Origin of the sequence: Nonomuraea roseoviolacea subsp. carminata, assembly GCF_024172185.1 — a bacterium.
GTDB lineage: Bacteria > Actinomycetota > Actinomycetes > Streptosporangiales > Streptosporangiaceae > Nonomuraea > Nonomuraea roseoviolacea.
In genome coordinates, this window is sequence record NZ_JAMZEC010000001.1 from 6,540,873 (window position 1) to 6,563,731 (window position 22,859).

The 22,859-nt window shown below is 73.6% G+C and carries 23 protein-coding genes; 8 read left to right on the plus strand and 15 right to left on the minus strand.

Annotation, left to right across the window (positions count from 1 at the left end; genetic code table 11):
- The first annotated feature begins 134 nt into the window (after window positions 1–134).
- The 4 genes from HD595_RS30195 to HD595_RS30210 all read left to right on the plus strand — a co-directional run bounded on the left by HD595_RS30195 (window position 135) and on the right by HD595_RS30210 (window position 6,059).
- A complete protein-coding gene (locus tag HD595_RS30195; RefSeq protein WP_253774882.1) occupies window positions 135–1,127 on the plus strand; it encodes a LacI family DNA-binding transcriptional regulator in 993 nt (330 codons plus the stop codon).
- Between the two features lie 231 nt (window positions 1,128–1,358).
- Entirely contained in the window at window positions 1,359–2,165 is an 807-nt protein-coding gene (locus HD595_RS30200) for a sugar phosphate isomerase/epimerase family protein (RefSeq protein WP_253774884.1), read from the plus strand.
- Window positions 2,162–3,202, plus strand: coding sequence for an alkaline phosphatase family protein (locus HD595_RS30205; RefSeq protein WP_253774886.1), 1,041 nt, complete (start codon window positions 2,162–2,164; stop codon window positions 3,200–3,202). Before HD595_RS30200 ends, HD595_RS30205 begins: the two co-directional genes overlap by 4 nt.
- Window positions 3,203–3,386: 184 nt before the next feature.
- Complete coding sequence (locus HD595_RS30210) at window positions 3,387–6,059, plus strand: PEP/pyruvate-binding domain-containing protein (RefSeq protein ID WP_253774888.1); 2,673 nt, start codon at window positions 3,387–3,389, stop codon at window positions 6,057–6,059.
- A 461-nt stretch (window positions 6,060–6,520) separates the two neighbouring features.
- On the opposite strand, the gene HD595_RS30215 is transcribed toward HD595_RS30210, so the two are convergent.
- From HD595_RS30215 to HD595_RS30240, 6 genes are all read right to left on the minus strand, one after another.
- Window positions 6,521–6,670 carry a DUF1330 domain-containing protein gene (locus HD595_RS30215; RefSeq protein ID WP_253774890.1) on the minus strand — a complete coding sequence of 50 codons (150 nt, stop codon included), beginning with the start codon at window positions 6,668–6,670 and terminating at the stop codon, window positions 6,521–6,523.
- 33 nt (window positions 6,671–6,703) lie between these two features.
- Window positions 6,704–8,107, minus strand: coding sequence for an MFS transporter (locus HD595_RS30220; RefSeq protein WP_253774892.1), 1,404 nt, complete (start codon window positions 8,105–8,107; stop codon window positions 6,704–6,706).
- Entirely contained in the window at window positions 8,104–8,592 is a 489-nt protein-coding gene (locus tag HD595_RS30225; protein ID WP_253774895.1) for a MarR family winged helix-turn-helix transcriptional regulator, read from the minus strand. The genes HD595_RS30220 and HD595_RS30225 overlap by 4 nt, the downstream gene beginning before the upstream one ends.
- A gap of 24 nt (window positions 8,593–8,616) precedes the next feature.
- Window positions 8,617–9,819 carry an alpha/beta hydrolase family protein gene (locus tag HD595_RS30230; RefSeq protein ID WP_253774897.1) on the minus strand — a complete coding sequence of 401 codons (1,203 nt, stop codon included), beginning with the start codon at window positions 9,817–9,819 and terminating at the stop codon, window positions 8,617–8,619.
- Window positions 9,816–10,775: a helix-turn-helix domain-containing protein gene (locus HD595_RS30235; RefSeq protein ID WP_253774899.1), complete on the minus strand. Its 960-nt coding sequence runs from the start codon at window positions 10,773–10,775 to the stop codon at window positions 9,816–9,818. Before HD595_RS30235 ends, HD595_RS30230 begins: the two co-directional genes overlap by 4 nt.
- Before the next feature lie 136 nt (window positions 10,776–10,911).
- On the minus strand, window positions 10,912–11,976 hold the full coding sequence (locus tag HD595_RS30240) for an LLM class flavin-dependent oxidoreductase (protein ID WP_253774901.1): 1,065 nt from the start codon (window positions 11,974–11,976) through the stop codon (window positions 10,912–10,914).
- Window positions 11,977–12,154: 178 nt separating this feature from the next.
- On the opposite strand from HD595_RS30240, the gene HD595_RS30245 reads away from it, so the two are divergent.
- Window positions 12,155–12,535: an SbtR family transcriptional regulator gene (locus HD595_RS30245; protein WP_253774903.1), complete on the plus strand. Its 381-nt coding sequence runs from the start codon at window positions 12,155–12,157 to the stop codon at window positions 12,533–12,535.
- Window positions 12,536–12,560: 25 nt separating this feature from the next.
- Here HD595_RS30245 and HD595_RS30250 read toward each other — a convergent pair whose 3' ends face one another.
- Window positions 12,561–13,238, minus strand: coding sequence for a TetR/AcrR family transcriptional regulator (locus HD595_RS30250; protein ID WP_253774905.1), 678 nt, complete (start codon window positions 13,236–13,238; stop codon window positions 12,561–12,563).
- Window positions 13,239–13,384: 146 nt separating this feature from the next.
- Here HD595_RS30250 and HD595_RS30255 point away from each other — a divergent pair, with 146 nt between their 5' ends.
- Window positions 13,385–14,026, plus strand: a complete 642-nt coding sequence (locus HD595_RS30255) for an SRPBCC family protein (RefSeq protein ID WP_253774907.1) — start codon at window positions 13,385–13,387, stop codon at window positions 14,024–14,026.
- Window positions 14,027–14,260: 234 nt separating this feature from the next.
- Here the strand turns inward: HD595_RS30255 and HD595_RS30260 are convergent, their stop codons facing one another.
- Complete coding sequence (locus tag HD595_RS30260) at window positions 14,261–14,920, minus strand: hypothetical protein (RefSeq protein WP_253774909.1); 660 nt, start codon at window positions 14,918–14,920, stop codon at window positions 14,261–14,263.
- 127 nt (window positions 14,921–15,047) lie between these two features.
- On the opposite strand from HD595_RS30260, the gene HD595_RS30265 reads away from it, so the two are divergent.
- Window positions 15,048–16,238, plus strand: a complete 1,191-nt coding sequence (locus HD595_RS30265) for an aminotransferase class V-fold PLP-dependent enzyme (protein WP_253774910.1) — start codon at window positions 15,048–15,050, stop codon at window positions 16,236–16,238.
- A gap of 24 nt (window positions 16,239–16,262) precedes the next feature.
- Here HD595_RS30265 and HD595_RS30270 read toward each other — a convergent pair whose 3' ends face one another.
- Window positions 16,263–16,589: a rhodanese-like domain-containing protein gene (locus tag HD595_RS30270; RefSeq protein ID WP_253774912.1), complete on the minus strand. Its 327-nt coding sequence runs from the start codon at window positions 16,587–16,589 to the stop codon at window positions 16,263–16,265.
- A gap of 38 nt (window positions 16,590–16,627) precedes the next feature.
- Here HD595_RS30270 and HD595_RS30275 point away from each other — a divergent pair, with 38 nt between their 5' ends.
- The gene (locus tag HD595_RS30275; RefSeq protein WP_253774913.1) at window positions 16,628–17,242 is read left to right on the plus strand and encodes a TetR/AcrR family transcriptional regulator; all 615 of its coding nucleotides are present in this window, start codon (window positions 16,628–16,630) and stop codon (window positions 17,240–17,242) included.
- A gap of 92 nt (window positions 17,243–17,334) precedes the next feature.
- On the opposite strand, the gene HD595_RS30280 is transcribed toward HD595_RS30275, so the two are convergent.
- From HD595_RS30280 to HD595_RS30305, 6 genes are all read right to left on the minus strand, one after another.
- Entirely contained in the window at window positions 17,335–18,072 is a 738-nt protein-coding gene (locus HD595_RS30280) for an SDR family NAD(P)-dependent oxidoreductase (RefSeq protein ID WP_253774915.1), read from the minus strand.
- Between the two features lie 123 nt (window positions 18,073–18,195).
- Window positions 18,196–18,630: an ATP-binding protein gene (locus tag HD595_RS30285; protein WP_253774917.1), complete on the minus strand. Its 435-nt coding sequence runs from the start codon at window positions 18,628–18,630 to the stop codon at window positions 18,196–18,198.
- Window positions 18,627–19,514, minus strand: coding sequence for an MEDS domain-containing protein (locus HD595_RS30290; RefSeq protein WP_253774919.1), 888 nt, complete (start codon window positions 19,512–19,514; stop codon window positions 18,627–18,629). Before HD595_RS30290 ends, HD595_RS30285 begins: the two co-directional genes overlap by 4 nt.
- A gap of 171 nt (window positions 19,515–19,685) precedes the next feature.
- Window positions 19,686–20,552 (minus strand): sugar phosphate isomerase/epimerase family protein, encoded by an 867-nt coding sequence (locus tag HD595_RS30295; protein WP_253774921.1) that lies wholly within the window; start codon window positions 20,550–20,552, stop codon window positions 19,686–19,688.
- Complete coding sequence (locus HD595_RS30300) at window positions 20,549–21,709, minus strand: dihydrodipicolinate synthase family protein (protein ID WP_253774923.1); 1,161 nt, start codon at window positions 21,707–21,709, stop codon at window positions 20,549–20,551. Before HD595_RS30300 ends, HD595_RS30295 begins: the two co-directional genes overlap by 4 nt.
- Window positions 21,706–22,851 carry a Gfo/Idh/MocA family protein gene (locus tag HD595_RS30305; RefSeq protein WP_253774925.1) on the minus strand — a complete coding sequence of 382 codons (1,146 nt, stop codon included), beginning with the start codon at window positions 22,849–22,851 and terminating at the stop codon, window positions 21,706–21,708. The genes HD595_RS30300 and HD595_RS30305 overlap by 4 nt, the downstream gene beginning before the upstream one ends.
- Window positions 22,852–22,859 lie beyond the last annotated feature (8 nt).

Consider the following 22,859-nt stretch of genomic DNA (forward strand, 5'->3'; position numbering starts at 1 on the left):
CCTGCAGGGGCCGGATCCGGTGTCGCCGGGGGCTCGACAGGCCCCGATCTGGCCTTACGGGGCCGAGCATGTAAGGATGCGGACCCGGGGACCGGTCTGCAAGACTGGGCAACCGCTTTCCGGGAGGTCTCGTCGTGGTCACACTGGAAGACGTCGCCAGGCAGGCGGGTGTCTCGCTGGCGACCGCCTCGCGGGTGCTGAACGGCAGCACCCGCCAGGTGGGCGCCGACCTGCGGGCGCGGGTCGAGCGAGCCGCCGACGAGCTGGGCTACCGGGCCAACATGGCCGCCCAGACGCTGGCCCGGGGCGCCAGCAACGTCATCGGCATCGTCGTCCACGACCTGACCGACCCCTACTTCGCCGCCCTCGCCGACGGCGCCATGCGCGCCGCGGCCGGCGAGGGCCTGCTCGTCATGGTCGGCACGACGCACCGCGACCCCGAGCAGGAGATCGCCTACGTCGCCACCATGAACGCCCAGCGCGTACGGGCCGTCCTCCTGGCCGGCTCCCGCGTGAACGACCCCGAGGTGACCGGCCGCCTGCGCCGCGAGCTGGACCGCTACCGCACCAGCGGCGGCCGGGTCGCCTGCGTCGGCCAGGACCTGCTCGGCGTCGACACGGTGGCGCCCGCCAACTACGAGGGCTCCGCGGCCCTGGCCCGCTCGCTGGCCGGGCTCGGCCACACCCGCTTCGCCGTGCTGGCCGGGCCGCCGCACCTGATGACCGCCCGCGACCGGTGCGCCGGGTTCGTCACCGCCGTCGCGGAGCTCGGACTGCCCGAGCCGCGCGTCGTCCACGGCGCGTTCGACCGCGACGGCGGCTACGAGGCGGCCGCCGAGACCGGCGACGCGACGTGCGTGTTCGCGGTCAACGACGTGATGGCCGTCGGGGCGCTCGCCTCCTACCGCGACCGGGGCGTGCGCGTGCCGGACGACGTCTCCGTGGCGGGCTTCGACGACATCGCCACGCTGCGCGACCATGTCCCGGCACTGACGACCGTGCGGCTGCCGCTGGCCGACATGGGTTCCCGGGCGCTGGAGCTGGCGCTGGCCGCAGGGGAGACGCCGACCGTGGACCACGTCCAGGGCGAGGTGGTCCTGCGGGAGAGCGTCCGGGACGTCAGGTGACGCTGCCGGACGCCGGGTCCTTGCGGGCCGATCCCTGCCCGGGTGGGTGCCCCGCTGCGATGGCGCGGGGGCGGCGCGGGTGACGCGTCCGCCGACGACACGGCGCCCGGTGGGGGCGGCCGGCGTGCCCGCGTGCTTGCGACCGACCAACGCGCACGGTGCGATGGGCCGGCCGCCTTCTGCCACTGCCACAAATGACGACATATCAGGACGGCACATGAGGGGGACAGGGTGAAGCTCGCGGTCAGCACGCTGGGAATGCCCGGGTACGGGCTCGACAGGGCGATCGAGGTGGCGACCGAGCACCGGTGCGACGGCCTCGAACTGCGCCTCCACCCCGACACCGGCGTCCACGGCGGTCTCACCCCCGAGGAGCGGCGCTCGGCCCGCGAGCGCGTGGAGCGGGCGGGGCTGGAGATCTCCGCCCTGGCCGGGTACGTCCGGGTGTGCGAGCCGGGCCCGGACGAGCCCGTCGTGGAGGCGTTGCGCGCGGACCTGCGACTGGCCGCCGACCTGGGCGCGCCCGGCGTCCGGGTGTTCCCGCGCGGCGAGGACCCGGCCGTGGGCGCGCGCCGGCTCCGCGCGGTCTCCGGCATGGCCGCCGACCTGGGCGTCACGGTGCTGGTCGAGACTCACGACGCGATGGCGACCGGCGCCGCCGTGGCCCGGCTGCTGGAGACGGCCGACCGTCCCGGGACGACCGGCGTCATATGGGACCTCCTGCACCCGTGGCGCCACGGTGAGGCGCCCGCCGACACGCTGGCCGCGCTCGGGCCGTGGCTGCGGTACGTGCAGGTCAAGGACGCCGTCTCGGCCGAGGACACGACACCGGTGCCGATGTGGACGGGTTCGGTCCCGCTGGACGAGTGCGGGGAGCTGCTGCGCGCGGCGGGCTACGACGGATGGGTGTCGCTGGAGTGGGAGCGGACCTGGTATCCGCAGGTGGCCCCGGTGGAGGAGATCCTGCCCGGCGCCGCGGACTGGGTCGCCCGCTTCGCCCCCGCCGCCGGTGACGACCGGGTGAGGGACGCCGTATGAGGGACAAGGTGCTGGTCGTCGGGATGGACGGTCTGCGCTTCGACCGCCTGGTCGCCATCCGGCCGCCGGTGCTGTCGGCGCTGATGTCGACGGGCGCGTACGGGACCAGCACGCTCCCGTACGGTGAGCCGGAGGCGCCCCGGACCGAGTCGCCGGGCCAGGTCGTCCCCGAGGAAGCCGCCGGACCCCCCGCGTCCGCACCTCCGGAGGCCGGGCACATGACGCCCGCCCCTCCGGCGCTCAGTGACGCGACCTCCGACTCTCCAGCGCCCACAGCGACGCAGGACACCGCCCGGAACACTCAAGCGACCGACGAGGAATCCGTGCGGATGATCCGGGCGCGGACCGACTCCGGGCCGGGGTGGGCGTCGATCGCGACCGGCGTGTGGCCGGACAAGCACGGCGTCGTGGACAACGGCTTCGCCGCCCCGCAGTTCACCAAATATCCCGACTTCCTGACGCGGGCCCAGGAGGCCCGCCCCGACCTCGTGACCTCCGCGTTCTTCTCCTGGGCCGCCCTCGCCGAGCACGGCGCGTTCGGCCCCGCCATCGGCACCCGGTTCGTGCTCGACGGCTACGCCCTCACCTGGAGCGTCGCCGACCGCCAGGTCGCCGACGCGGCCCGCGACCACCTGGCGGGCGCCGGCCCCGACCTGTCGTTCGTCTACCTCGGCGACACCGACGAGGTGGCCCACGCCCTCGGCCCGCTCTGCCCCGAGTACACCGACGCGCTCCTGCTCCAGGACGCGTACCTCGGCGGCCTGCTCGACGCGATCCGCGCGAGGCCCTCGTTCGGGCACGAGCGCTGGACGGTCATCGTCACCACCGACCACGGCCACGTGGACGCGGGCGGCCACGGCGGCGTGTCCGGCGAGGAGCGGACGGTGTTCGTGATCGGCGCCCGGCTGGGGGAGGACCTCGGCGGCGTACGCCTGCAGAACCCCCGGCCGGTGGACGTGGCCCCCACGGCGCTCGACCGGCTCGGCATCGCCGTGGACCCGGCCTGGGACCTGGACGGAGTACCCCTGGCGTTCTGAACCTCACCGCGACCGGCCGCGACCACGCGCGCCGGCCGGTCGCGACACGTCCAGACGTCACGGCCCGCGATACGCCTTCCCCGGCCGTGACAGGTCCCGGCCAGACGTGTTTCATCAGGTGTTGAATTTCTCGCCGCGAGGAGTGACACTCGTGTCGAGAAGCTGAACGCCGAAGGTGATGCAGATGAACACGGCCCTGGAGTTCTCCGAGATCGACGCCTCCATGCTGGCCCAGGTAGGCGGAAAGGCCGCCAACCTGGGCGAGATGACCAGGGCCGGCCTGCCGGTGCCGCCCGGATGGGTGCTGACGACCGACGCGTACCGCCAGGTCGCCGAGGCCGCCGCCCTGGACGAGGTGATCGCGGAGGGCGGGCCCGGGCTGGCGGCGGCGGCCAGGGAGCGCCTGCTCGCGACCCCCGTGCCGGAGCCGGTGGCCAAGGCGGTCACCGCCGCGTACGAGCGGCTCGGCGGCGGACCCGTCGCGGTGCGCTCGTCGGCCACGGCCGAGGACCTGCCGTTCGCCAGCTTCGCCGGCCAGCAGGACACGTACCTCAACGTCGTCGGCGCGGAAGCCGTGCTCGACGCGGTCCGGCGCTGCTGGGCATCGCTGTGGACCGACCGCGCCGTCGCCTACCGCGCCTCCAACGGCATCGACCACGCCTCGGTACGGCTGGCGGTGGTCGTCCAGGCCATGGTGCAGGCGGAGGTCGCCGGAGTGATGTTCACGGCCGACCCGCTGACCGGACGGCGGCACCGGGCGGTCATCGACGCCGGCCCCGGCCTCGGGGAGGCGGTCGTCTCCGGGGCGGTGAACCCGGACCGGTTCGTCGCCGACCCCGCCACCGGCGAGATCCTCGAACGCCGCGCCGGGGACAAACGCGTGGTGATCCGCTCCCTGCCCGGCGGCGGCACGGAGCGCCTGGACCGTACCGGCAGCTCGGACGAGTTGTGCCTGACGGACGCCCAGGTGCGCGAGCTGGCCGCGCTCGGCGCGCGCGTCGAGCGGCACTACGGCGCACCACAGGACACCGAGTGGGCCGTCGACGCCTCCGGCGCGCTCTGGCTCACCCAGGCGCGGCCCATCACCACGCTGTTCCCGCTGCCCGCGCCCGACCGCGACGGGCTACGCGTCCACTTCAGCGTCAACGTCGCCCAGGGCGTCATGGGCCCGCTGACGCCGATGGGCCTGGCCGGGTTCCAGCTCGCCGCGTCGGGCGCGGCGGGCCTGTTCGGGTACGCCCCGGCCGACCCGCGCCAGGGGCCGGCGTTCATGTCCGTCGCGGGGGAGCGGCTGTGGCTGGACCTCACCACGGCCGTACGCAGCCGGGCCGGCCGGGTCATCCTGCCCAAGGCGCTGACCCTGGGCGAGGCGCGCACCGCCGCCGTCCTGGACGGCCTGTTCGACGACCCCCGGCTGTCGGTCGTCCACACCTCGCGCCGGCCGTTCCTGAAGGGGTTCGCCCGCTTCGCCCGGACCGTCCGCGCGCCGGTCCGGGTGCTGGAGGCGCTGTTCAGCCCGCGCGCCGCCCTGGCGTACACGCGGCGGCTGGGCGACGAGCTCGACCGGCGGCTGCGCGTGCCGGACGACGCCACCCCCGTCCAGCGCGTCGAGCACGCCGAGCGCCTGCTGCGCGGCGCCTTCCCCGTGATCATCTCGATCATGCCGATCGTGATCACCGGGTACGGGCTGTTCGCGCTGGCGTCGCGGCTGTCGGGGGTGCCGATCGCCGACATGCAGAGCGTGCTGCGCAGCCTCCCCGGCAACCCCACGACCGAGATGGACCTGGAGCTGTGGGAGCTGGCCACGCGGATCGAACCGGAACCGTTCCGGGAGCTCCCGGCCGGGGAACTGGCGCGCCGCTACCGCGCGGGCGAGCTGCCCCCGAAGGCCCAGCGGGGCGTCGAGGACTTCCTGCGGCGCTACGGCCACCGGGGCGTCGCCGAGATCGACCTGGGCCTGCCCCGCTGGTCGGAGGACCCGGCGCACATCCTCGGCGTGCTGGCCAACTACCTGCGCATGGACGACCCCGGCGACCTCGCGCCGTCCGTCCTGTTCGCCCGGGGCGAGGCGGAGGCGCGGCGCGCGGTCGAGGAGATCGCCGCCCGGGCCCGCCGCCGGGGCGCCCTTCGCGGCGCGGTCACGCGCTTCGCGCTGCGCCGCACGCGGCTGTTCGGCGGGCTGCGGGAACTGCCCAAGTACTACCTCGTCAAGATCCTCGCCGGGGTACGGCGGAGCATGCTCGTGGTGGGGGAGCGGCTGGTGGCGGCGGGACTGCTGGACGAGGCGGGGGACGTCTTCTTCCTCCGCTTCCAGGAGGTACGGGAGGCGTCGGCAGCCCTGGAGGCGGACGCCGCGCCCCGTTCTGAGGAGCCGGCCGACAGGACGGCTCCCTCCGCTCTCGACCTGCGTGAACGGGTGGCGGCCCGCCGGGCGGCGTACGAGCAGGAGGCGCGGCGCCGCCACGTGCCCCGGGTCATGCTGTCGGACGGCACAGAACCCGAGGCCGTCGCCGCCGCCCGGTCCGGCTCGTCCGGCCCGGCGGACGCGCTCACGGGCACGGCCGCCTCGGCCGGCACCGTCACGGGCCCGGCCCGCGTCGTCCTCGACCCGGTCGGCGCCCACCTGGAGCCCGGCGAGATCCTGGTCTGCCCGTCCACCGACCCGGGCTGGACGCCGCTGTTCCTCACCGCGGGCGGCCTGGTCATGGAGATGGGCGGCGCGATGTCCCACGGCGCGGTGGTGGCCAGGGAGTACGGCATCCCGGCCGTGGTCGGGGTGGCGGACGCCACGCACCGCATCACCACAGGCCGGCAACTGACCGTGAACGGCGCCTCCGGCACCATCACCCTCACCTGACCCACCCCGGGCGAGGGCCTCCCGGCCCTCGCGCTCCCGGGCCCGGCCCGATGCGACAGTTCACTTCGTTCGGGTCATTGCCGGGCAGTGGCTGAAGAGATCGGGAAGCCAGGCCCCGGCCCAGCATGTCCGCGACGGATTCCTCTCGCATGGCAGAGAGCCGGACCATACAGGCGATCAGACCGAAGCCTCGTCGCTCAGCGAAGGCACGGCGCACGGACCAAGGATCATGAGCGAGCCTTCCAAGGTCGCCACCATGACGAAGAGCAAACGGTTGAGCTCAAGGCAGAGCGCGGCGTCATCAGGACGGGCTCTTTGACGCGCACCTCGCGCCAGCTCGGCGGCGGCCCCGCGAGTCGCCGGCGCGGCGCAGGAACCCGGTCGCGTCCGTCCCGGCCTCGGTGACTCTGCGTGCGACAGGTGGGGCGCGGGCCAGACCTTCATCGGCGTGTCCATCCTCGTCAGCGACCATGCGCCACGACCTGACCGCCACGAACGAGGACCCGACCGCCCCCGGCCGCGACGGCCGCACGGGCCAGCTTGTTGTAAGCAGCCAGCTTCTCCGGGTCTGAAATGGTGCGGTAGACGCTGACCCAGTAGCCCTTGGGCATGGAACCTCCAGTGTGACGACGAGTGCATCTGACTTACGGGTTGGTACCGGACGGGCGTCGGCGGGCGAGGGCGAGGCTTGTCAGCGTCGTGATCGCCATGGCGCCGATGCCGATCAGCGCCGCGGTGGTGTAGGCGCTGTCGTCGGGGAAGAGGTGGCCGGGGCCGGTGCCCGCGGCGAGGATCAGGCCGCCGACGGCGCTGCCCAGGGAGTACCCGACGCTGCGGACGACGTAGTTGAAGCTCATGGCGCTCGACGTCTCGCTCTTGGGGGTGACGGCCAGGATGACGCCGGGCATCGCGGCCGAGAAGCCGCCGACGCCGAAGCCGAGCACGCCCATCGCCGCGAACAGGTCGGCCAGGTCCGACCGGGCCGCCGCGAACAGGGCGAACCCGCCGCCGACCACGACGGCGCTCCCGGCCAGGAGCAGGGGGTCGGCGATCCGCGTCCGGACCCGCGGCGTGAGCTTGCCGGCGACGAATCCCAGCACCGAGAACGGGATGAGGACCAGCCCGGCGACGAAGGTCGTCAGCCCGAAGCCGTAGCCGGCGCCGTGCGGCGTCTGCGCGTACCGGGTGATGAGCGTGAGCAGGAGGTACATGCCGATCCCGCCGACGAACATGGCGAGGTTCGCCCCGGCGACCGCCGGGTGCCGCACCGCCCGCACATCGACCAGGGGCGTCGTGCTGCGCAGTTCGATGACGGCCCAGACGCAGAGCAGCACCACCGCGACGACGGCGAGGCCCGCCGCCACGGCGAGGTGCCGGCTCCACAGATCCCGTTCGCCGGCGAGGAACAGCACCAGGAGCAGCGCGGCGGCCAGGACGACCGCGCCCGCCACGTCCACGTGGGCGGAGCGGCCTTCGGGGGCTTGGGGCATGGAGCGCCACGCGGTCAGGAGGGCGGCGGCGGTGACGACCAGGCCGAGGCCGTAGGCGGCCCGTACCCCGCCGAGCTCGGCGAGCAGCGCGGCCAGCGGGTAGCCGACGCCTGCCCCGATGATCGAGACCACCGAGATCAGGGCGATCACGGCCGAGCCGCGCTCCTCGGGGAGGTGGTCCCGGGCCACGCCCATCATCAGCGCCGTCAGCCCGAGCCCGACGCCCTGGGCCGCCCTGCCGGCCAGCAGCCACGCGAACGGCAGCGGCAGCACGGTGAGCGCGCTGCCGGCGACGACGACCGCCAGCGTGGCGAGGATCGTGGCCCGCCGGTGCGGGCCGGCTCCGAGCCGGCCCAGGACCGGCGTGGCGACGGCGCCGCTGAGCAGCGCGACGGTCAGCGTCCACTGCGCGCTGCCGAGCGAGACGTGGAACGAGGTCGCCACGCTGGTGATGAGCGGCGTCCCGAGGCTGGCGACCGCCGCCACGACCAGGGCGATGAACATCAGGGCGGGGACCAGCAGCCGCGCCTCGGAGCGCGCCGCCGGGAACGCCTTCACCGCGACCCCGCCGACCGGCTGCCCGGTCGCTGCTGCGGCCCCTCGCGGTCCTCGCTTTCGAGCTCTGCCAGATGCTTCAGCGCCGGAAGGGCCGCCACCAGCGCCTCGACCTCGTCGGCGGTGAGCTCGCCGATCAACCGCTCGAACGCGTGGACGCCCGCCTGGCGCCGCGTCCGGACATAGGAGGCGCCGGCCTCGGTCAGGCACACCAGCGTGACCCGCCGGTCGGAGGTGTCGCCCCGCCGCTCGACCAGGCCGGACTCCTCCATCACCCGGACCAGGGCGGTCATCGTGGGCTGGGTGACGCCCTCGACCGCGGCCAGATCGGTGATGCGCCGCGGGCCGGTCCGGTCCAGGGTGGCCAGGGTGGCGGCGGACGTCAGGCTCATGTCCCGGGGCAGGCGCCTCACGGCCCTGGTGGCCAGGCTGTAGAGGGCTGCCCCGATGGCGGCGGACGCGCCAGGAGCGGTGTCTTGAAGACCCATACCAGAAGCATAGCGTTTCTATATTTATTCTCTATGGAAATTTCCCGAACGAGCACCCTTCGCCGAGGCCAGGCCTGTTGGCCGGGGAAGGACCTCGTCCAGCCAGCCGCAGATCTCCTGGGCCAGCCGGGTCGGGTTGTTGATCTGGCAGTGCGCGTCGGCGCCGCTGGCCGCGTCCAGTTCGACCAACGCCTTGGTGGCGACCGGCAGGCCGTCGTGCCAGCGGCGGGCCTGCTCCAGGAACGTGGGTGACTCGCCGGTGCCCGCGATGGACAGATAGGCGCAGCGCACCTGAGCCGGGTCGGCGCGGAAGGTCGTCAGCAGCTCGGCGAACTCCTCCGGTGTGGCGCAGCCCGAGCGCCACAGGTACATCTGGAAGCTGTCGCGCATCGCCCCCTCGGTGGCCATCGCCCGTACGACGCCGACCGGCAGGATCTGCCCCATGTCCGAGACCGGGGTGCTGGCCACGCAGGCGGCGAGGCGTCGTTCGGTCATCACCGCCCGGCTGACCATGTAGCCGCCGCCGCTCATGCCGACGATGGCCAGTCGGGCCGGGTCCTGGCGGTACGTGCCGACGAGGTGGTCGACGACGGCTCCGATCGGACGTTCGGTCTCGGCCATGAAGTGCAGCCCGCGCAGCGGCGTGCTGCCCTGCCCGGGCATGTCCACGATCACGGTCGTGTAGCCGCGCTGCCAGGCGTTGTAGCCGATCAGGTGGTACATGTCCTCGCGGCCGGTGTCGCCGCCGCCGATGACGATCAGGGTGGGAGCGTCCGGTCCGGCGTCCAGCCGCAGCCCCGGCAGCGAGTTGCCCTCGAACGGCACCTCGAGGTACTCCAGCGGCAGCCCGAGAAGGTCCACGGCCTCCGCGAACGCCGTCTCGTACTTGCGGATCAGCGGCTCGAACAACTCGCCGCGACCCGCGAACTGCCAGGCCTGCCGATAGCAGTAGTACGCCTTCATCAGCGTCTCTCCGGCGCTGCGCCGCCACCCGCGCCGCCGCCAGGTCTCCGCCAGCTCACGCCGGCCGTCGCCGTACGTTTCGAACTCGCGTACCCAGCCGGCGGTGTCGCCGTCCTTGATCCGCGCGGCGACGTGGAACAGCTCCCCGGCGTCCAGGCCACCGGTCTTGGCGGCGCCGGCCGACCACTGGAAGATGAAGTCCATGTCCGGGTCGTCCAAGTAGTACCGCGTGGAGTCGCTGCGCTGCAGCTTCTTGTCGTTCATGCGGCGAAACTACGGGGGCCGCGGCGCGGCGGGGAGGACAGAAGACGATCAAAAGGGGACAGAACCCGACGCCTCGCGGAACTCGTGCGGGCCGATGCCGTGCCGGCGCACGAACGCCGGCGGAACGCCCTGGCGTCGGAGTACCCCAGGCGTGCGGCGATCGCGCCGACCGGAAGCCTGCGCTCGGCCAGCAGACTCGTCGCCACCTCGTCGCGGACCCGCTCCAGCTCCGCCCGCCAGCTCGTGTCCGCCTCGCGCAGCCGCTGCTGCAGCCGGCGCGGGCTCAGCCCCACGTGCCGGGCCGCCGTCTCCAGCGTCACCGTGCGACCGACGAACCCGTCGGCGAGGAACGCGCGCAGCCGGCCCAGCAGGTCCAGGGCCTGCCGTTCGGACTCCGACAGGTACGCCTCGGCGGGTTCGAGGTCGGTCGAGGCGGCCCAGGTGTACTCGAACAGGTTGACCAGCGTGGCCACGATGCCGGGCTGCCTGATCACGAGCGCGCCCGCGGCGGGGGTGTTCGGGACGAGCGGCACGAAGGCGGTGGCGCGGTCCACGAGGACCATCGTCTGGATCTGTTGAGCGGTGACCCGGTGGTGGTCTCCCGCCCGGTGGAGCTCGGTGAAGTAGGCCAGTTCGCCGGGCATCGCGAGGATGGCGCGGTGGAGGATGGTCCGGTAGCGGATGCCCTTACCGAGGTTGTCCAGCATGCGACGGCGGGCGGCGGGCTCGCCGCCTGCCGGGCGTCGTACGGCGTGCGTGGACAGCACCTCTCCCGCGTGCTCGACCGTGCTCTCGATGCGCGCGTTGACGGCCTCGACGCCCGTCAGCCGTTCGACCCGCTTGGGGTCGAACGCGGCGGCCCACTCCAGGTTGAACCCGGGGGACTGGCCCGGGTCCGCGTCCGGGCCCGCGGAGGACGCCCCGGTGCGGGGCGGAGATTCCGAGCTCGGCATCATGGGACCATCACATCCAGCTCCCTCACCCGCGTCCAACGTGCTCTCCATGGTGGCCCCGATGTGACGATCGCGCTGCCGACGGCGAACCGTGGGCATGCGGCCCGTCATGGTGATCCGAACCGGCCGGCAGGTCCGCTCAGGTGAGGAGTTTCGCGAGCTGGGCCATCTCGGCGGGTGGGTCGATCACCGGCTGGACGAGTAGTTCGTCGATGCCGGCCTGTTCCAGGGTGGTGATGCGGGCGCGGAGGTCGTCGCGGGTGCCGACCAAGGCCAGGGTGTTCATCAGTGAGGGCAGGACCAGGTCCCGGTCCTCCGGTGCGATGCGTCCGAGATAGTTGGGATAGAGCTTGGTGTGCCGGTCGGGTGCGGTGGCGGTGGTGCCGCGCCGGTCGAGGAGCCGCCGCACCGCCTCGCGCTCCTCGGGGCCGAGTCGCTCGGCGAAAGCGCGTGCGTCGGCGGCGGTGTCGGCGGCGAAGACCAGCAGCGACAGGACGATGTGGCCGGTCGCGTCCCTGGCCGCGGCGCCGTGGGGGTCCTCGTCCTCGCCGAGTACATGCAGCGCGGTGACCACGTAGGAGTCCATGCGGGAGCCGGGGTCGCGTGGTGTGTCGTGAGCGGCGCGTCGGCGGGCGTCGTGCAGTGCTCGCCAGGCGGTGGGGTCGAGCAGGCCGAAGGAGATCAGGCCGGTGCCACGGCGGCCGGCGACGGCGGCGGCGTCGGGTCCCAGGGCGGCCACGACGAACTCGATCGGGTCGGCCGTGTTCTCGTGCGCCCCGGTGTGCAGGAATCGGATGGTGCGGAGCCGGTCGCCTTCGCGGTACTCGATCGTGCGCCCGGCGCACAGGTCCTGCAGCGCGGCGGTGAAGTCCTCCATCGTGGCTGCCGTGGTCGGCCGCAGGCCCAGCGTGCGCCGGGCGGTGTTCCCGGTGCCGACCCCGCAGATGATCCGGCCCGGCGCCAGGGCGTTGAGGCTGGCGAACGCGCTCGCGGCGGCCGGGGCCGAGCGCAGCGCCGGTGAGGTCACGCCGATGCCGAGCCTGATGCGGCTGGTGGCCTTCGCACACAGTCCGAGGGCGACGAAGGGGTCGCCGTGAACCATCGGGGTGTCGTTGAGCCAGAAACTGTGCAGGCCCAACTCCTCGGCCTGTACGGCGAGGTCCTCCACACCGGGGTGTGCTGTGGCCACGACGCCTGCACGCATCAGAACCTCCAAGGTGCGGAGAACCGAACGTACCCGAAGGTGCTCTCGAACGCACCGCCCCGCAGGACCCCGGGTGGCGTTGGACTGCGGCCACGCGCGTGCTCTGGTCGGTCATGACGCTCCTCAGCATGGACGTCGCAACCCCAGCGCGGGGGGCGCAAAGACGCGCGACGCAACCTTGCTGGGCGACAGCCTGCGCGGCCTGCTCACCCGCTCCGACGAACTGCTCGCCGCCGCGGCCCCCCACGAAGCCCTGGCCGGTTGGCTCGCCGCCGCGGTCGAGCACGCGATGAGCTACCGAGGCCTGGTCGACGCGCTGGTCGACAGCCTCGCCGACCCCGCCTCCGACCTCCACGCCACCTGCCAGGCCGTCAAGACCGCCGGCGCGCAACTGCTGGACCGGGCGCAGCAGGCGGGGACGATCAGGCGCGACGTGGACGCTTCAGCCCTGTTCTCCCTGATCGCGGCGGTCGCCTGGGCGGCGGAGCGCACCCCTGAGCACCGCGACCCGCTCCTGGCCGTCATGCTCGACGGGCTCGGATCGGGGGCCGGGAGCTGACCGCGCCTCGAAGCCGCGCGGCCGCTCAGCGTGCCAGGAGGTCGTCCAGTTCGGCGGCGAAGAGCTGGGCGGGGTCGATGCCCATCCCGGTGAAGTGGCCGGCCAGCTCCAGGGACAGGACGCCGTGGACCCGGGTCCAGAAGCTCAGGGCCCGGTGCAGGGCGGCGGGCGAGGCGGGGTGGTCGCCGGCCCACTCCCGATGCTCTTCGAGATGCCTGTCGAACGGCGTGGCCGGGCCGTCCGACGGCAGCGCCGCGCAGGCGTCGAGCAGGATCGCCATGATCTCCGAGGAGATGGCCGTGGTGTCGTCGGGCGCGTGGTACCCGGGGACGGGGGTGCCGTAGATGAGGAAGTACCGCTGGGGGTCTGCCAGGGCCCAGGCGCGTATGGCGTGCGCCAGCGCGGCCAGACCGGCGCCCGCGCCCGCGTCCGCGTCCGAGGTGGCGGTGGCGGTGGCGGTCGAGTGCAGGGTGTCGGCAAGGCTGCGGTAGGCGTCGGTGATGAGCTCGGTGATCAGCTCGTCGCGGCCCGCGTAGTAGCGGTAGAGCGCGGGGCCGCTCATCCCCATCTGCTTGGCGATCGCGTTGAGCGACAGCGCGGACGCCCCCGCCGTGGCGATCTGCTCCCACGCGCGTTCCTTGATCTCCGTGCGCACCTGGGCGCGGTAGCGCTCGCGGGGGTTCTTCGTGCCTGTGCTGGTCACCGGCCTGCCGCCTTCCTGGCCAGAGCTACACCGTGGAGATTTAGTTAGAAGCTATCACGAAGCTCGTTGACAGCGATCCTCTCGTCTAGTTATAACTTCTAACGAACGCGTGACTATGTAGCGCAAGCAATGACAAGGGGAACGCCATGTCCAGCATCCGCAGCACCGGTATCCGCGCCGCCCTGCTCACCGCCCCGCTCGTCATCGGCGTCCTCGGTGCCGTCGCCGCGCCCGCCGGGGCCGTCGCGGACCCCGGCACGTCCCTCACCTGCCGCGGTGCCGGGGTCGATCCCGGCGCCCGCGTCCGCCACCGGACCGAGACCCTGATCCACGCGCCGCTGCGCACCGTCTGGAAGCTGCAGACCGACGTGGAGCGCTGGCCGTCCTGGCAGGTCCCCGTCAAGACCGCGGAACGCCTCGACCGCGGCCCCTTCCGGAAGGGTTCGGTGTTCCGGTGGACGACCCCGGTGCCCGCCACTCCCGTCACGCCGGCCACCACCCTGCGGATCACCTCGACGGTCGAGCAGCTCAAGCGCGACTCCTGCATCCGCTGGACGGGTCCCGCGATCGGTGACGGGCTGCGCGTCGACGGCGTGCACGTGTGGACGTTCACCGAGGTGAAGGGCGGCGTCCGGGTGCGCACGGAGGAGACCCACACCGGCGAGCAGGTCGACGCGAACGTCCCCCTCGCGACCCGGCTCCTCGCCCAGGGGCTCGACGCGTGGCTGCGCGACCTGAAGACCACCGCCGAAGCCCGCGCCCGCGCCGAGCGGCGCGGCCACCGCTGACCAGGCGGGCGGGGCCGCACCGTCAGGTGGTGGTCCTGAAGGATCCGGCCGCCGTCGTCCAGGACTCGGAAGACCCGCGCCGCCCATGCCACGTCCCCTGCGTGCTCGCCACGGGCGTACCTCCGTGACCCGGTCCACGAGCGCGTCGCGGCCCGCGAAGCGCGTGCCCTCGATGTCACCGGTGGTCGCGCCCCCCGCATGGCGGGCTCGAACAGCGAGCCGAACAGTGACGCGTCAGGCGGTGTCCGTCCGGTCCAGCCGGATGTTCAGGACCGAGCGGATGTAGACCTCGATGAAGCCCGGCAGCCCTCCCTGGTAGGTGCGTCCGCCGAGCGCTTCGGCGAGGCGTTCGTCCGGCTCCTCGGTCAGGTGGACGATCCGCCACTGGTTCAGCGGCTCCCGCTCCTCGCCGCCGACCGCGTGCTCGATGTGGAACAGCGGCTGCTTCGTCCCCGCCCGCAGTGTGGTCCCGTCCGGCCCGGGCAGCCGGGCCGCGCCGACGAAGGTGACGCGTTGCTCCGCCGGGTTCAGACGGACCCTCTCCAGCACCAGTCCGAAGTCGTCCTGCTCCAGCCAGCGGCGTTGCCGTGAGGCGCGGTCGAACGTCGTGAGGTCGTCCGCGGCGTTCCAGGAGAGGGCGCTGCCCTCCCGTACGACGTGGGGAAGGTAGATGTCGGGATGCCACGCCTTGCGCACCTCGGCGTCCCACAGCATGGTGCGGGTGAAGGTGAGCGGCTCACTCATCCGGTACCGCTCGGCGAGCACGCGGTTGACGTCCACGGGCGGGGGCTCGAAGCGGGTGTGGCGCGGATCGGCCCAGGCCCGGGCGAACTCGTCCTCGACCCCGGCCGGCCCGCCGGGGTCGTCAGAAGAGGTGAAGCCCACCGAACGCATGGTGATCTCCCTTGCGGTCTCGCCAATAATGTTATTCGCATAATCATTATGCCCATAATGATGTCTGGCGGAAGGATTTCGACGACACAGGCTTGCATTCAATTCCGGGATTCTGTATTCAGTTTGTATGAACTGTGCGCAAGAGGTCGACGTCGAGCGGGCGCGGGCGGAGACGCCGGGATGCGAACGCGTGACCCACCTGGACAACGCCGGAGCCTCGCTGCCGCCCGCCGTCGTGACCGACACGGTGGTCGCCCACCTGCGCGCGGAGGCCATGCGCGGCGGCTACCGGGCCGCGGCCGAGGCCGCGCCGCGCCTGGACGCGGTCCGCGCGTCGATCGCCACCCTGCTCAACGCGGACGCCGCCGACATCGCGCTGACCGACAACGCCACCCGCGGCTGGCAGGCGGTCTTCTACGCGCTCCCGTTCGGCCCCGGCGACCGCATCCTGACCAGCCGCGCCGAGTACGCCAGCAACGCCATCGCGTTCCTCCAGGTCGCCGAGCGGACCGGGGCGCGGGTGGAGGTCGTGGAGGACGACCCGAGCGGGCAGCTCGACGTCGAGGACCTGCGGCGCCGCATGGACGAGCGGGTGCGGCTGATCGCCCTGACCCACGTCCCCACTCAGGGCGGGCTGGTCAACCCGGCCGAGGAGGTGGGCCGGATCGCCGAGAGCGCCGGCGTCACGTACCTGCTGGACGCCTGCCAGTCGGCCGGGCAGCTCGACCTCGACGTCGAACGGCTGCGCTGCGACGCCCTCAGTGCCCCCGGCCGCAAGTACCTGCGCGGCCCCCGCGGCACCGGCCTGCTCTACGTCCGGCCCCGGCTGCGCGAGCGGATCACTCCCGCCGTGCTCGACCTGCACGCCGCCACCTGGACCGCCCCGGACCGGTACGAGGTGGAGGGCACGGCGCGGATGTTCGAGACGTGGGAGCGCGACGTCGCCGCCGTCCTCGGGCTGGGCGCGGCCGTCGACCACGCGCTGGGGTGGGGGCTGCCCGCCATCGAGGCGAGGGTGGTCGCGCTGGCGGCCCGCCTGCGCGACGCCCTCCGTGAGGTCCCCGGCGTGAGCGTGCACGACCAGGGGGTACGGCGGTGCGGCATCGTCACGTTCACCGTGGCGGGCCGGCCGGCGGCCGAGGTCCACGGCAGGCTGACGGAGATCGGCGTCAACACGTCCGTCTCGCTGTCCCGCTACGCCCAGTACGACCTGCCGGCCCGCGGGCTGCCCGACCTGGTGCGGGCGTCCGTCCACTACTACAACACCGACGAGGAACTGCACCGCCTCGTGGAGGCGGTGCGGGAGCAGGCCCGGTGAGAAGCCTCCTCCCGCCGGCGCCGGTCAGGCCGGCTCGGTGGGCAGGCCCGCCTCGACCCAGTCCTGGATGCCCTCCTTGTACTTGCGGACATCGGTGTAGCCGAGGGCGGTGAGCCGGTCGGCGACCTGCCCGCTGTTGGGGCACGCCTCGTTGGAGCAGTACGTGACGATCGCCGCGCCGCGGTCGGGGAGCAGCGCGGACGCCTGCGCGTCCACGTCCGCCGGGGTGAGCGGCACGGCGCCGGGCAGGTGCTGCTTGGCGTGGTACTCGCCGCCGAGCGCGTCGACGACCGTCACGGCGCCGGCGTCGAGGGCGGCCTTCAGCTCGTCACGAGTGATGAGCGCGGTCATGGTTCCACCTCCGGGAGAAAACGGACTATAGTCCGGGTATGGCCAAGGACGATACCGGACCGCAGTCCGCTTCTGCAAGGTCGCTGGAACTGCTCATGACCCGCCCGCCCAAGGAACGGGCCGACGCCTCGCGCAACCGCGCCGCCGTGCTGGACGCCGCCGCCCGGCTGTTCGCCGAGCACGGGGTGGAGGGGGTGTCCATGGACCAGATCGCCGCCGCGGCCGGTGTCGGCAAGGGCACGCTGTTCCGCCGCTTCGGCGACAAGGCGGGGCTGGCGGTGGCGCTGCTGGACGCCCGGGAGCGGACGCTGCAGGAGGGGATCCTGCACGGGCCGCCCCCGCTGGGGCCGGGCGCGGAGCCCGCCGAGCGCCTGGCGGCCTTCGCCGACGCGTACCTCGACTACCTGCTGGAGCACCTGGCCGTGATCCGCATGTCGGAGTCCAGTTCGCCCGGCGCCCGCTACCGGCTGGGGGCGTACCGGTTCTGGCACCGGCACGTGGCGATCCTGCTCGACGGCTCGCCCGACCCTGAGCACGCCGCCCACGTGCTGCTGGCCGCGTTGTCCGCCGTGCACGTGACGGCGCTCCTGCCGGAGCTCGGCGAGCGCCGCATCCGGGAAGGGGTGCTCCGGCTGGCCAAGGCCCTGCGCTGAGGTCCACTGACGGCTCCTCCGCGGGCGACGCTGAGGTGCCCTGACGGCTCGCCTCGGTCCAGGCCGAGGCCGAGGCCGGGGTGCCCCGAGGCTCAGCCCAGGGTGGAGAAGGTGGCCTCCGGCTCGTCCCGCTTCGTCAGCAGGCCCCACGCGGCCTCGGCGATCTCGTCGGGGTCGAGGGTCCGCGCCGCGAGGTCGCCGAACGTCCCGGGCTGGGAGGTGATCATGCGGTGGATGTCGCCGCGCTCGACGAGCCCGCCGATGGTCAGCAGGCCCGCGTACACGCCGGTTCCCGCGAGCCCCGCGTTCAGGGTCAGGACGTAGCCGCGCAGCGCCGCCGAGGAGACGGCCAGGGCACCGAGCGGCGGCATGGGGACGGCCCCGCTCAGCCCGCCCGCGAACAGCAGCCCGCCGCGCCCGCGTTCGAGCATGCCCGGCAGCACCTCGCCGACCGCGGCGACGGCCGGGTACACCCAGCCCTCCACCGCCTCCCGCACGCCCTCGACGTCGGCCCGCGTGATCGGCACGGGCATGGCGGCCGGGTCGGCCGCGCCGGGGCCGAAGTAGAGCACCTCGACCGGACCGTGCCGGTCGGTGATCGCGCCGAAGGCGGCGGAGAGGGCGCCGAGGTCGCGCGCGTCCGCCGCGTGCGCGCTGCCCCGCACGCCCTCGGCCGCCAGCTCGGCCACGTACCCGGGGTGCCGGGCCGCGTTGCGCGACACCAGCGCCACGGTGTGGCCCGCGCGGCCGAGCCGCCGGGCGACGGACATGCCGAGCCCGGGGCCGGCTCCGACGACGACGGCCGGGCCACGGGAGGAGGAAGTGGACATGAGTCACCCTTTCTGCGCGTCTGCGGCCACACCGGATAACTTGAGGGTTGTCTCAAGTTGTGTGGCATGCGGACGCTAACACGAACTTGAGGATGTCCTCAAGTTCGGTGCCCGAGAGGGATGTCAGCCGATCGTGAAGTGCAGGCGCGTCGAGGTGCCACCCGCGTGGACGTGCCGGCGCACCACGTCGGTGATCTCGTCCACGAGCATCAGCCCGTGCCCGCGCGACTCCAGGTCGGGAGGCGGCACCCGCACCGCGGCGCCGAAGCGGCCGTCGTCGTCGATCTGGCACACCAGCGAGCCGCGCTCGACCCACATGGTGATCACGCAGCCGCCCGTGGCATGCTCGAAGGAGTTGGTCGCGACCTCGTTGACCGCGAGGACCACGCGTTCGACGCGCAGGTCGGGCAGCCCGGCCGACCGGGCGACCCGGGTGGCGAAGGCCCGCACGTCCTCCAGCTCGCCGACGCTCCTGAACGCGCGCCGGCGCGCGGCGGCGGGAGGGGCGGGAAGGGGCCGGTCGGGCATCGCCGCCGCCTTCTCGGGGGTCGGGTTCATGCCTGGCTCCTCGTGGCGCAGGCCGCGTGGGCCCGGGCCGGGTCGATCACCGCCAGCAGCTCGGCCAGAGCCGGGCGGGCCCCGCGCAGCACGAGCCGTCCCGGCGCGGCGGCGGCCGCGCTCGCCAGCAGACGGGCGATGCCGGTGTCGGCGAACGTCAGCTCCGCCAGGTCCACGACGAGAGGCGCGGCCCCGTCGGGCAGGAACCGGGCGTCGGCCACGAGGTCGTGCAGCACGCTCGCCAGGGCCTCGCTGTTGCTGCGGTCGGCGGCCCCGGCCAGCCGCAGCCCCTCGCAATCCCGGCGGACGCGCAGCATCGGCGCCCACTCCTCGTGGGCGCCCGCCCCCGCCCGCGCCGTGGCCGGGTGGGCGGCGCTGATGTGGTCCAGCTCGGCACTGGTGAACAGCCGCCGGTCGTAGCAGCACAACGCCATCACGTAGCCGCCCGCGAAGATCCGGTTGGCCTGCGCCTCGTACCAGGCGAGCCGCTCGACGCCGGGCGTGGCGCGGACCGTCCAGCCCATGTCGGCGGCGACCCGCAGCGCGCTGTAGCCCTGCCCGCGCGCCCGCGCGATCGCGGCCCGCCAGCCGTCCAGGGCCCGCTCCGCATCGAACGCGCCGCCCGCGAGGTAGGACTTCTCGGCGGTCGTCACCTGGAGCTGGCCGGTGCGCTCCGGCTCGCGCACCTCCACGCCGTACGCCTGCGCCGCCGCCAGGAACGCGTCGGGCAGGAAGGTGTCGGTGAGGTACAGGACCTGCTCACCCCGCGCGAGACCGCCGCGCAGGAAACGGACCAGGGCCGACAGATGGCGCTCGTGGTCGTCGAACGTCCAGCAGACGTGATCGCCGGGGAGCAGGTGGTCGACCGTTGTGGGATGTGCCATGGACAGCGTCTCGCCTTCGGGGGTGCGGCAGGACGGTCAGGCGTCAGGAGAGCCTGGCGGCCGCAGCGGGTTCCTGCCCGCCCACACCCTAACAACACCACCGCCGTCCGAGCGGGCGGCGCCGCCCCCGAGCAGGGCGGCGCCCCATCGGACCGGCCGTCGGACCGGCCGTCAGGACCGCAGGACGACCTCGGCGAAGCGCGCCTTCATGGTGGCCAGCACCTCGTCCGGGTCGGCCGCCCAGACGTCGGCGTTGAAGATCTCGACCTCCACGTCCCCCGTGTAGCCGGCCTCCCGCACGGCCCGGGTGATCGGCGCGAAGTCGATCACGCCGTCGCCCATCATGCCGCGTCCGAGCAGCACGTCGGCCGGCAGCGGGTGCAGGAAGTCGCACACCTGGTACGAGGCGATCCGCGCGCCGGCGCGGGCGATCTGCTCGAACAGCCGCGGGTCCCACCACACGTGGAAGGTGTCGACCACCACCCCGACCTGCTCCACCGGGTACGGCAGGCACAGGTCCACGGCCTGCTCCAGGGTGGACAGGACGGCCCGGTCCGCGCAGTACATCGGGTGCAGCGGCTCCAGCGCCAGTTTCACGCCCCGCTCGCCCGCGTACGGCGCGAGCTCGGCCAGCCCCTCCGCCACCCGCTCCCGGGCCCCGGCGACGTCCCGGGACACCGGGCCGGACAGCGGCTCGCCCGGCGCCACCCCGGGCAGCCCGCCCACCACCATGACCAGGCAGGCCGCGCCCAGCTCGGCCGCCTCGTCCACGGCCCGCCGGTTGTCCTCCAGCGCCGCGGCGAAGGCCCGGCGGCCCTGCTCGCCCGGCAGCCCGCCGGCCGTGAGGAAGCCGCCCCGGCACAGCGACGACACCCGCAGCCCGGCCGCGCGCACCAGCTTGACCGACTCGGCCAGCCCCTGGTGGGCCACCTCCTGCCGCCACAGGCCGATGGCCTCCAACCCGTGCCGCACGCACCCGTCGACGGCCTCGGCCACCGTCCAGCGCCTGGTGGTCCACTGGTTGAGGGAGAGGTTCACAGCCCGTTCACCGCCAGCAGCGCCTTCATGCGGCGCACGGCCAGCTCCGGATCGGCCAGCAGCCCGGCCCGGTCGGCCAGCCGGAACACCTCCGCCAGGTGGGTCAGCGAGCGGGCCGACTGGGCGCCGTTGACCATGGCGAACGCGTCCTGGTGGCCGTTCAGCCAGGCCAGGAAGACGATGCCGGTCTTGTAGTGGTACGTCGGCGTCTCGAAGATCTTGCGCGACAGCGGGACCGTCGGCGCCAGGATCTCGTCGTAGCGGGCCAGGTGCCGCTCGCGCTCCTCGCCGGTCGCGGCCTCGGCGGCGTCCAGCGCCCGCAGCGCCGCGGCGGCGGCCGGCGCGATCGCGTCGAAGATGCCGAGCAGCGCGTGCGAGCCCGACCTGATCAGCGACGGGTAGTTGAAGTCGTCGCCGGTGTAGAGGCGCACGCCCTCCGGCAGCGCGGCGCGCAGCGCGACCTCGTGCTCCTCGTCCAGCAGCGACACCTTCACCCCGTCCACCCTGTCCGGGTGGGCGTGGACGAGCTCCAGGAACGCGCGGGTGGCGGCGGCCACGTCCCGCGAGCCCCAGTAGCCGGCCAGCCGCGGGTCGAACATCTCGCCGAGCCAGTGCAGGATCACCGGCCGCTCGGCCAGGCCGAGCAGCTCGCCGTACACCTGGTGGTAGTCCGCGGGGCCGGCCGCCGCGCGGGCGAGCTGGCGCGAGGCCATGACGATCACGCGGGCGCCGGCCGCCTGCACGGTCTCGATCTGCTCGGCGTAGGCGGCGGTGACGGCCTTCAGGTCGTCGGCGCCGGGGGCGTGGTCCGTGCCGGCGCCGCAGGCCACCAGCTCGGCCGGGTCGCCGAACGCGCGCGCCTCCTCGGCGCTGCGCCGGATGAGCTCCTTCGTCGCGGCCCAGTCGAGGCCCATGTTGCGCTGCGCGGTGTCCATCGCGTCGGCGACGCGCAGGCCGTGCGACCACAGGTGATGGCGGAAGCGCAGCGTGGCGTCCCAGTCGACGGCGGCGGGGGAGCCGGGCGTGTTGTCGCCGAGCGGGTCGGCCACCACGTGCGCCGCCGCGTACACGACGCGGCTCGCGGCCGGGCCGTCCGGCACGGGCCAGGCGACCGGCTCGCGCAGCTCGTACGCGCCCCCGGGCAGGTCGATCCTCACAGCTGCGGCACCTCGATCCGGCGGCCCTCGGCCGACGAGCGCAGGCCCAGCTCGGCGAGCTGCACGCCGCGGGCGCCGGCGGCGAAGTCGTACGGGAACGGCGCGTCCTCCAGGACGTGCCGGACGAACAGCTCCCACTGGATCTTGAAGCCGTTGTCGAACTCGGCGTTGTCGGGCACCTCCTGCCAGCCGTCGCGGAAGCGGGCCGTGACGGGCAGGTCGGGGTTCCAGACGGGCTTGGGGGTGGCCGCGCGGTGCTGGACCCGGCAGTTGCGCAGGCCGGCGACCGCGCTGCCCTCCGTGCCGTCCACCTGGAACTCCACCAGCTCGTCGCGGTTCACGCGCACGGTCCAGGAGGAGTTGATCTGCGCGATCACGCCGCCCTCCAGCTCGAACACCCCGTACGCGGCGTCGTCGGCCGTGGCCTGGTAGGGGTGGCCCTTCTCGTCCACCCGCCGCGGCACGTGCGTCACGGCCTGGGCGTAGACCGAGCGGACCCGGCCGAACAGGTTCTCCATGACGTAGTGCCAGTGCGGGAACATGTCGAGCACGATGCCGCCGCCGTCCTCGGCCCGGTAGTTCCAGGACGGGCGCTGCGCCTCCTGCCAGTCGCCCTCGAACACCCAGTAGCCGAACTCCCCGCGCACCGACAGGATCCGGCCGAAGAAGCCGCCGTCGATCAGCCGCTTCAGCTTCAGCAGGCCCGGCAGGAACAGCTTGTCCTGGACCACGCCGTTCTTCACGCCGCGCGCCGTGGCGGCCTCGGCCAGCGCCACGGCCTCCTCGACCGACTCGGCCGTGGGCTTCTCGGCGTAGATGTGCTTGCCCGCCTCGATCGCCTTCAGCACGGCCTTGACCCGGGCCGAGGTGACCTGGGCGTCGAAGTAGATCAGGTTGTCGGGGTCGGCCAGCGCGGCGTCGAGCTCGGTCGTGTGGTCGGGGATGCCGTGCCGGTCGGCCAGCTCGGCCAGCTTGGCGGCGCTGCGCCCGACGAGGACCGGGCGCAGCCTGACGCGGCTGCCGTCCGAGAGCGTGACGCCGCCCTGCTCGTTGATGGCCAGGACGGACCGGACCAGGTGCTGGCGGTATCCCATCCGTCCGGTGACGCCGTTCATCACGACGCCGATCGTGCGCACGCTCATGGGGGTCC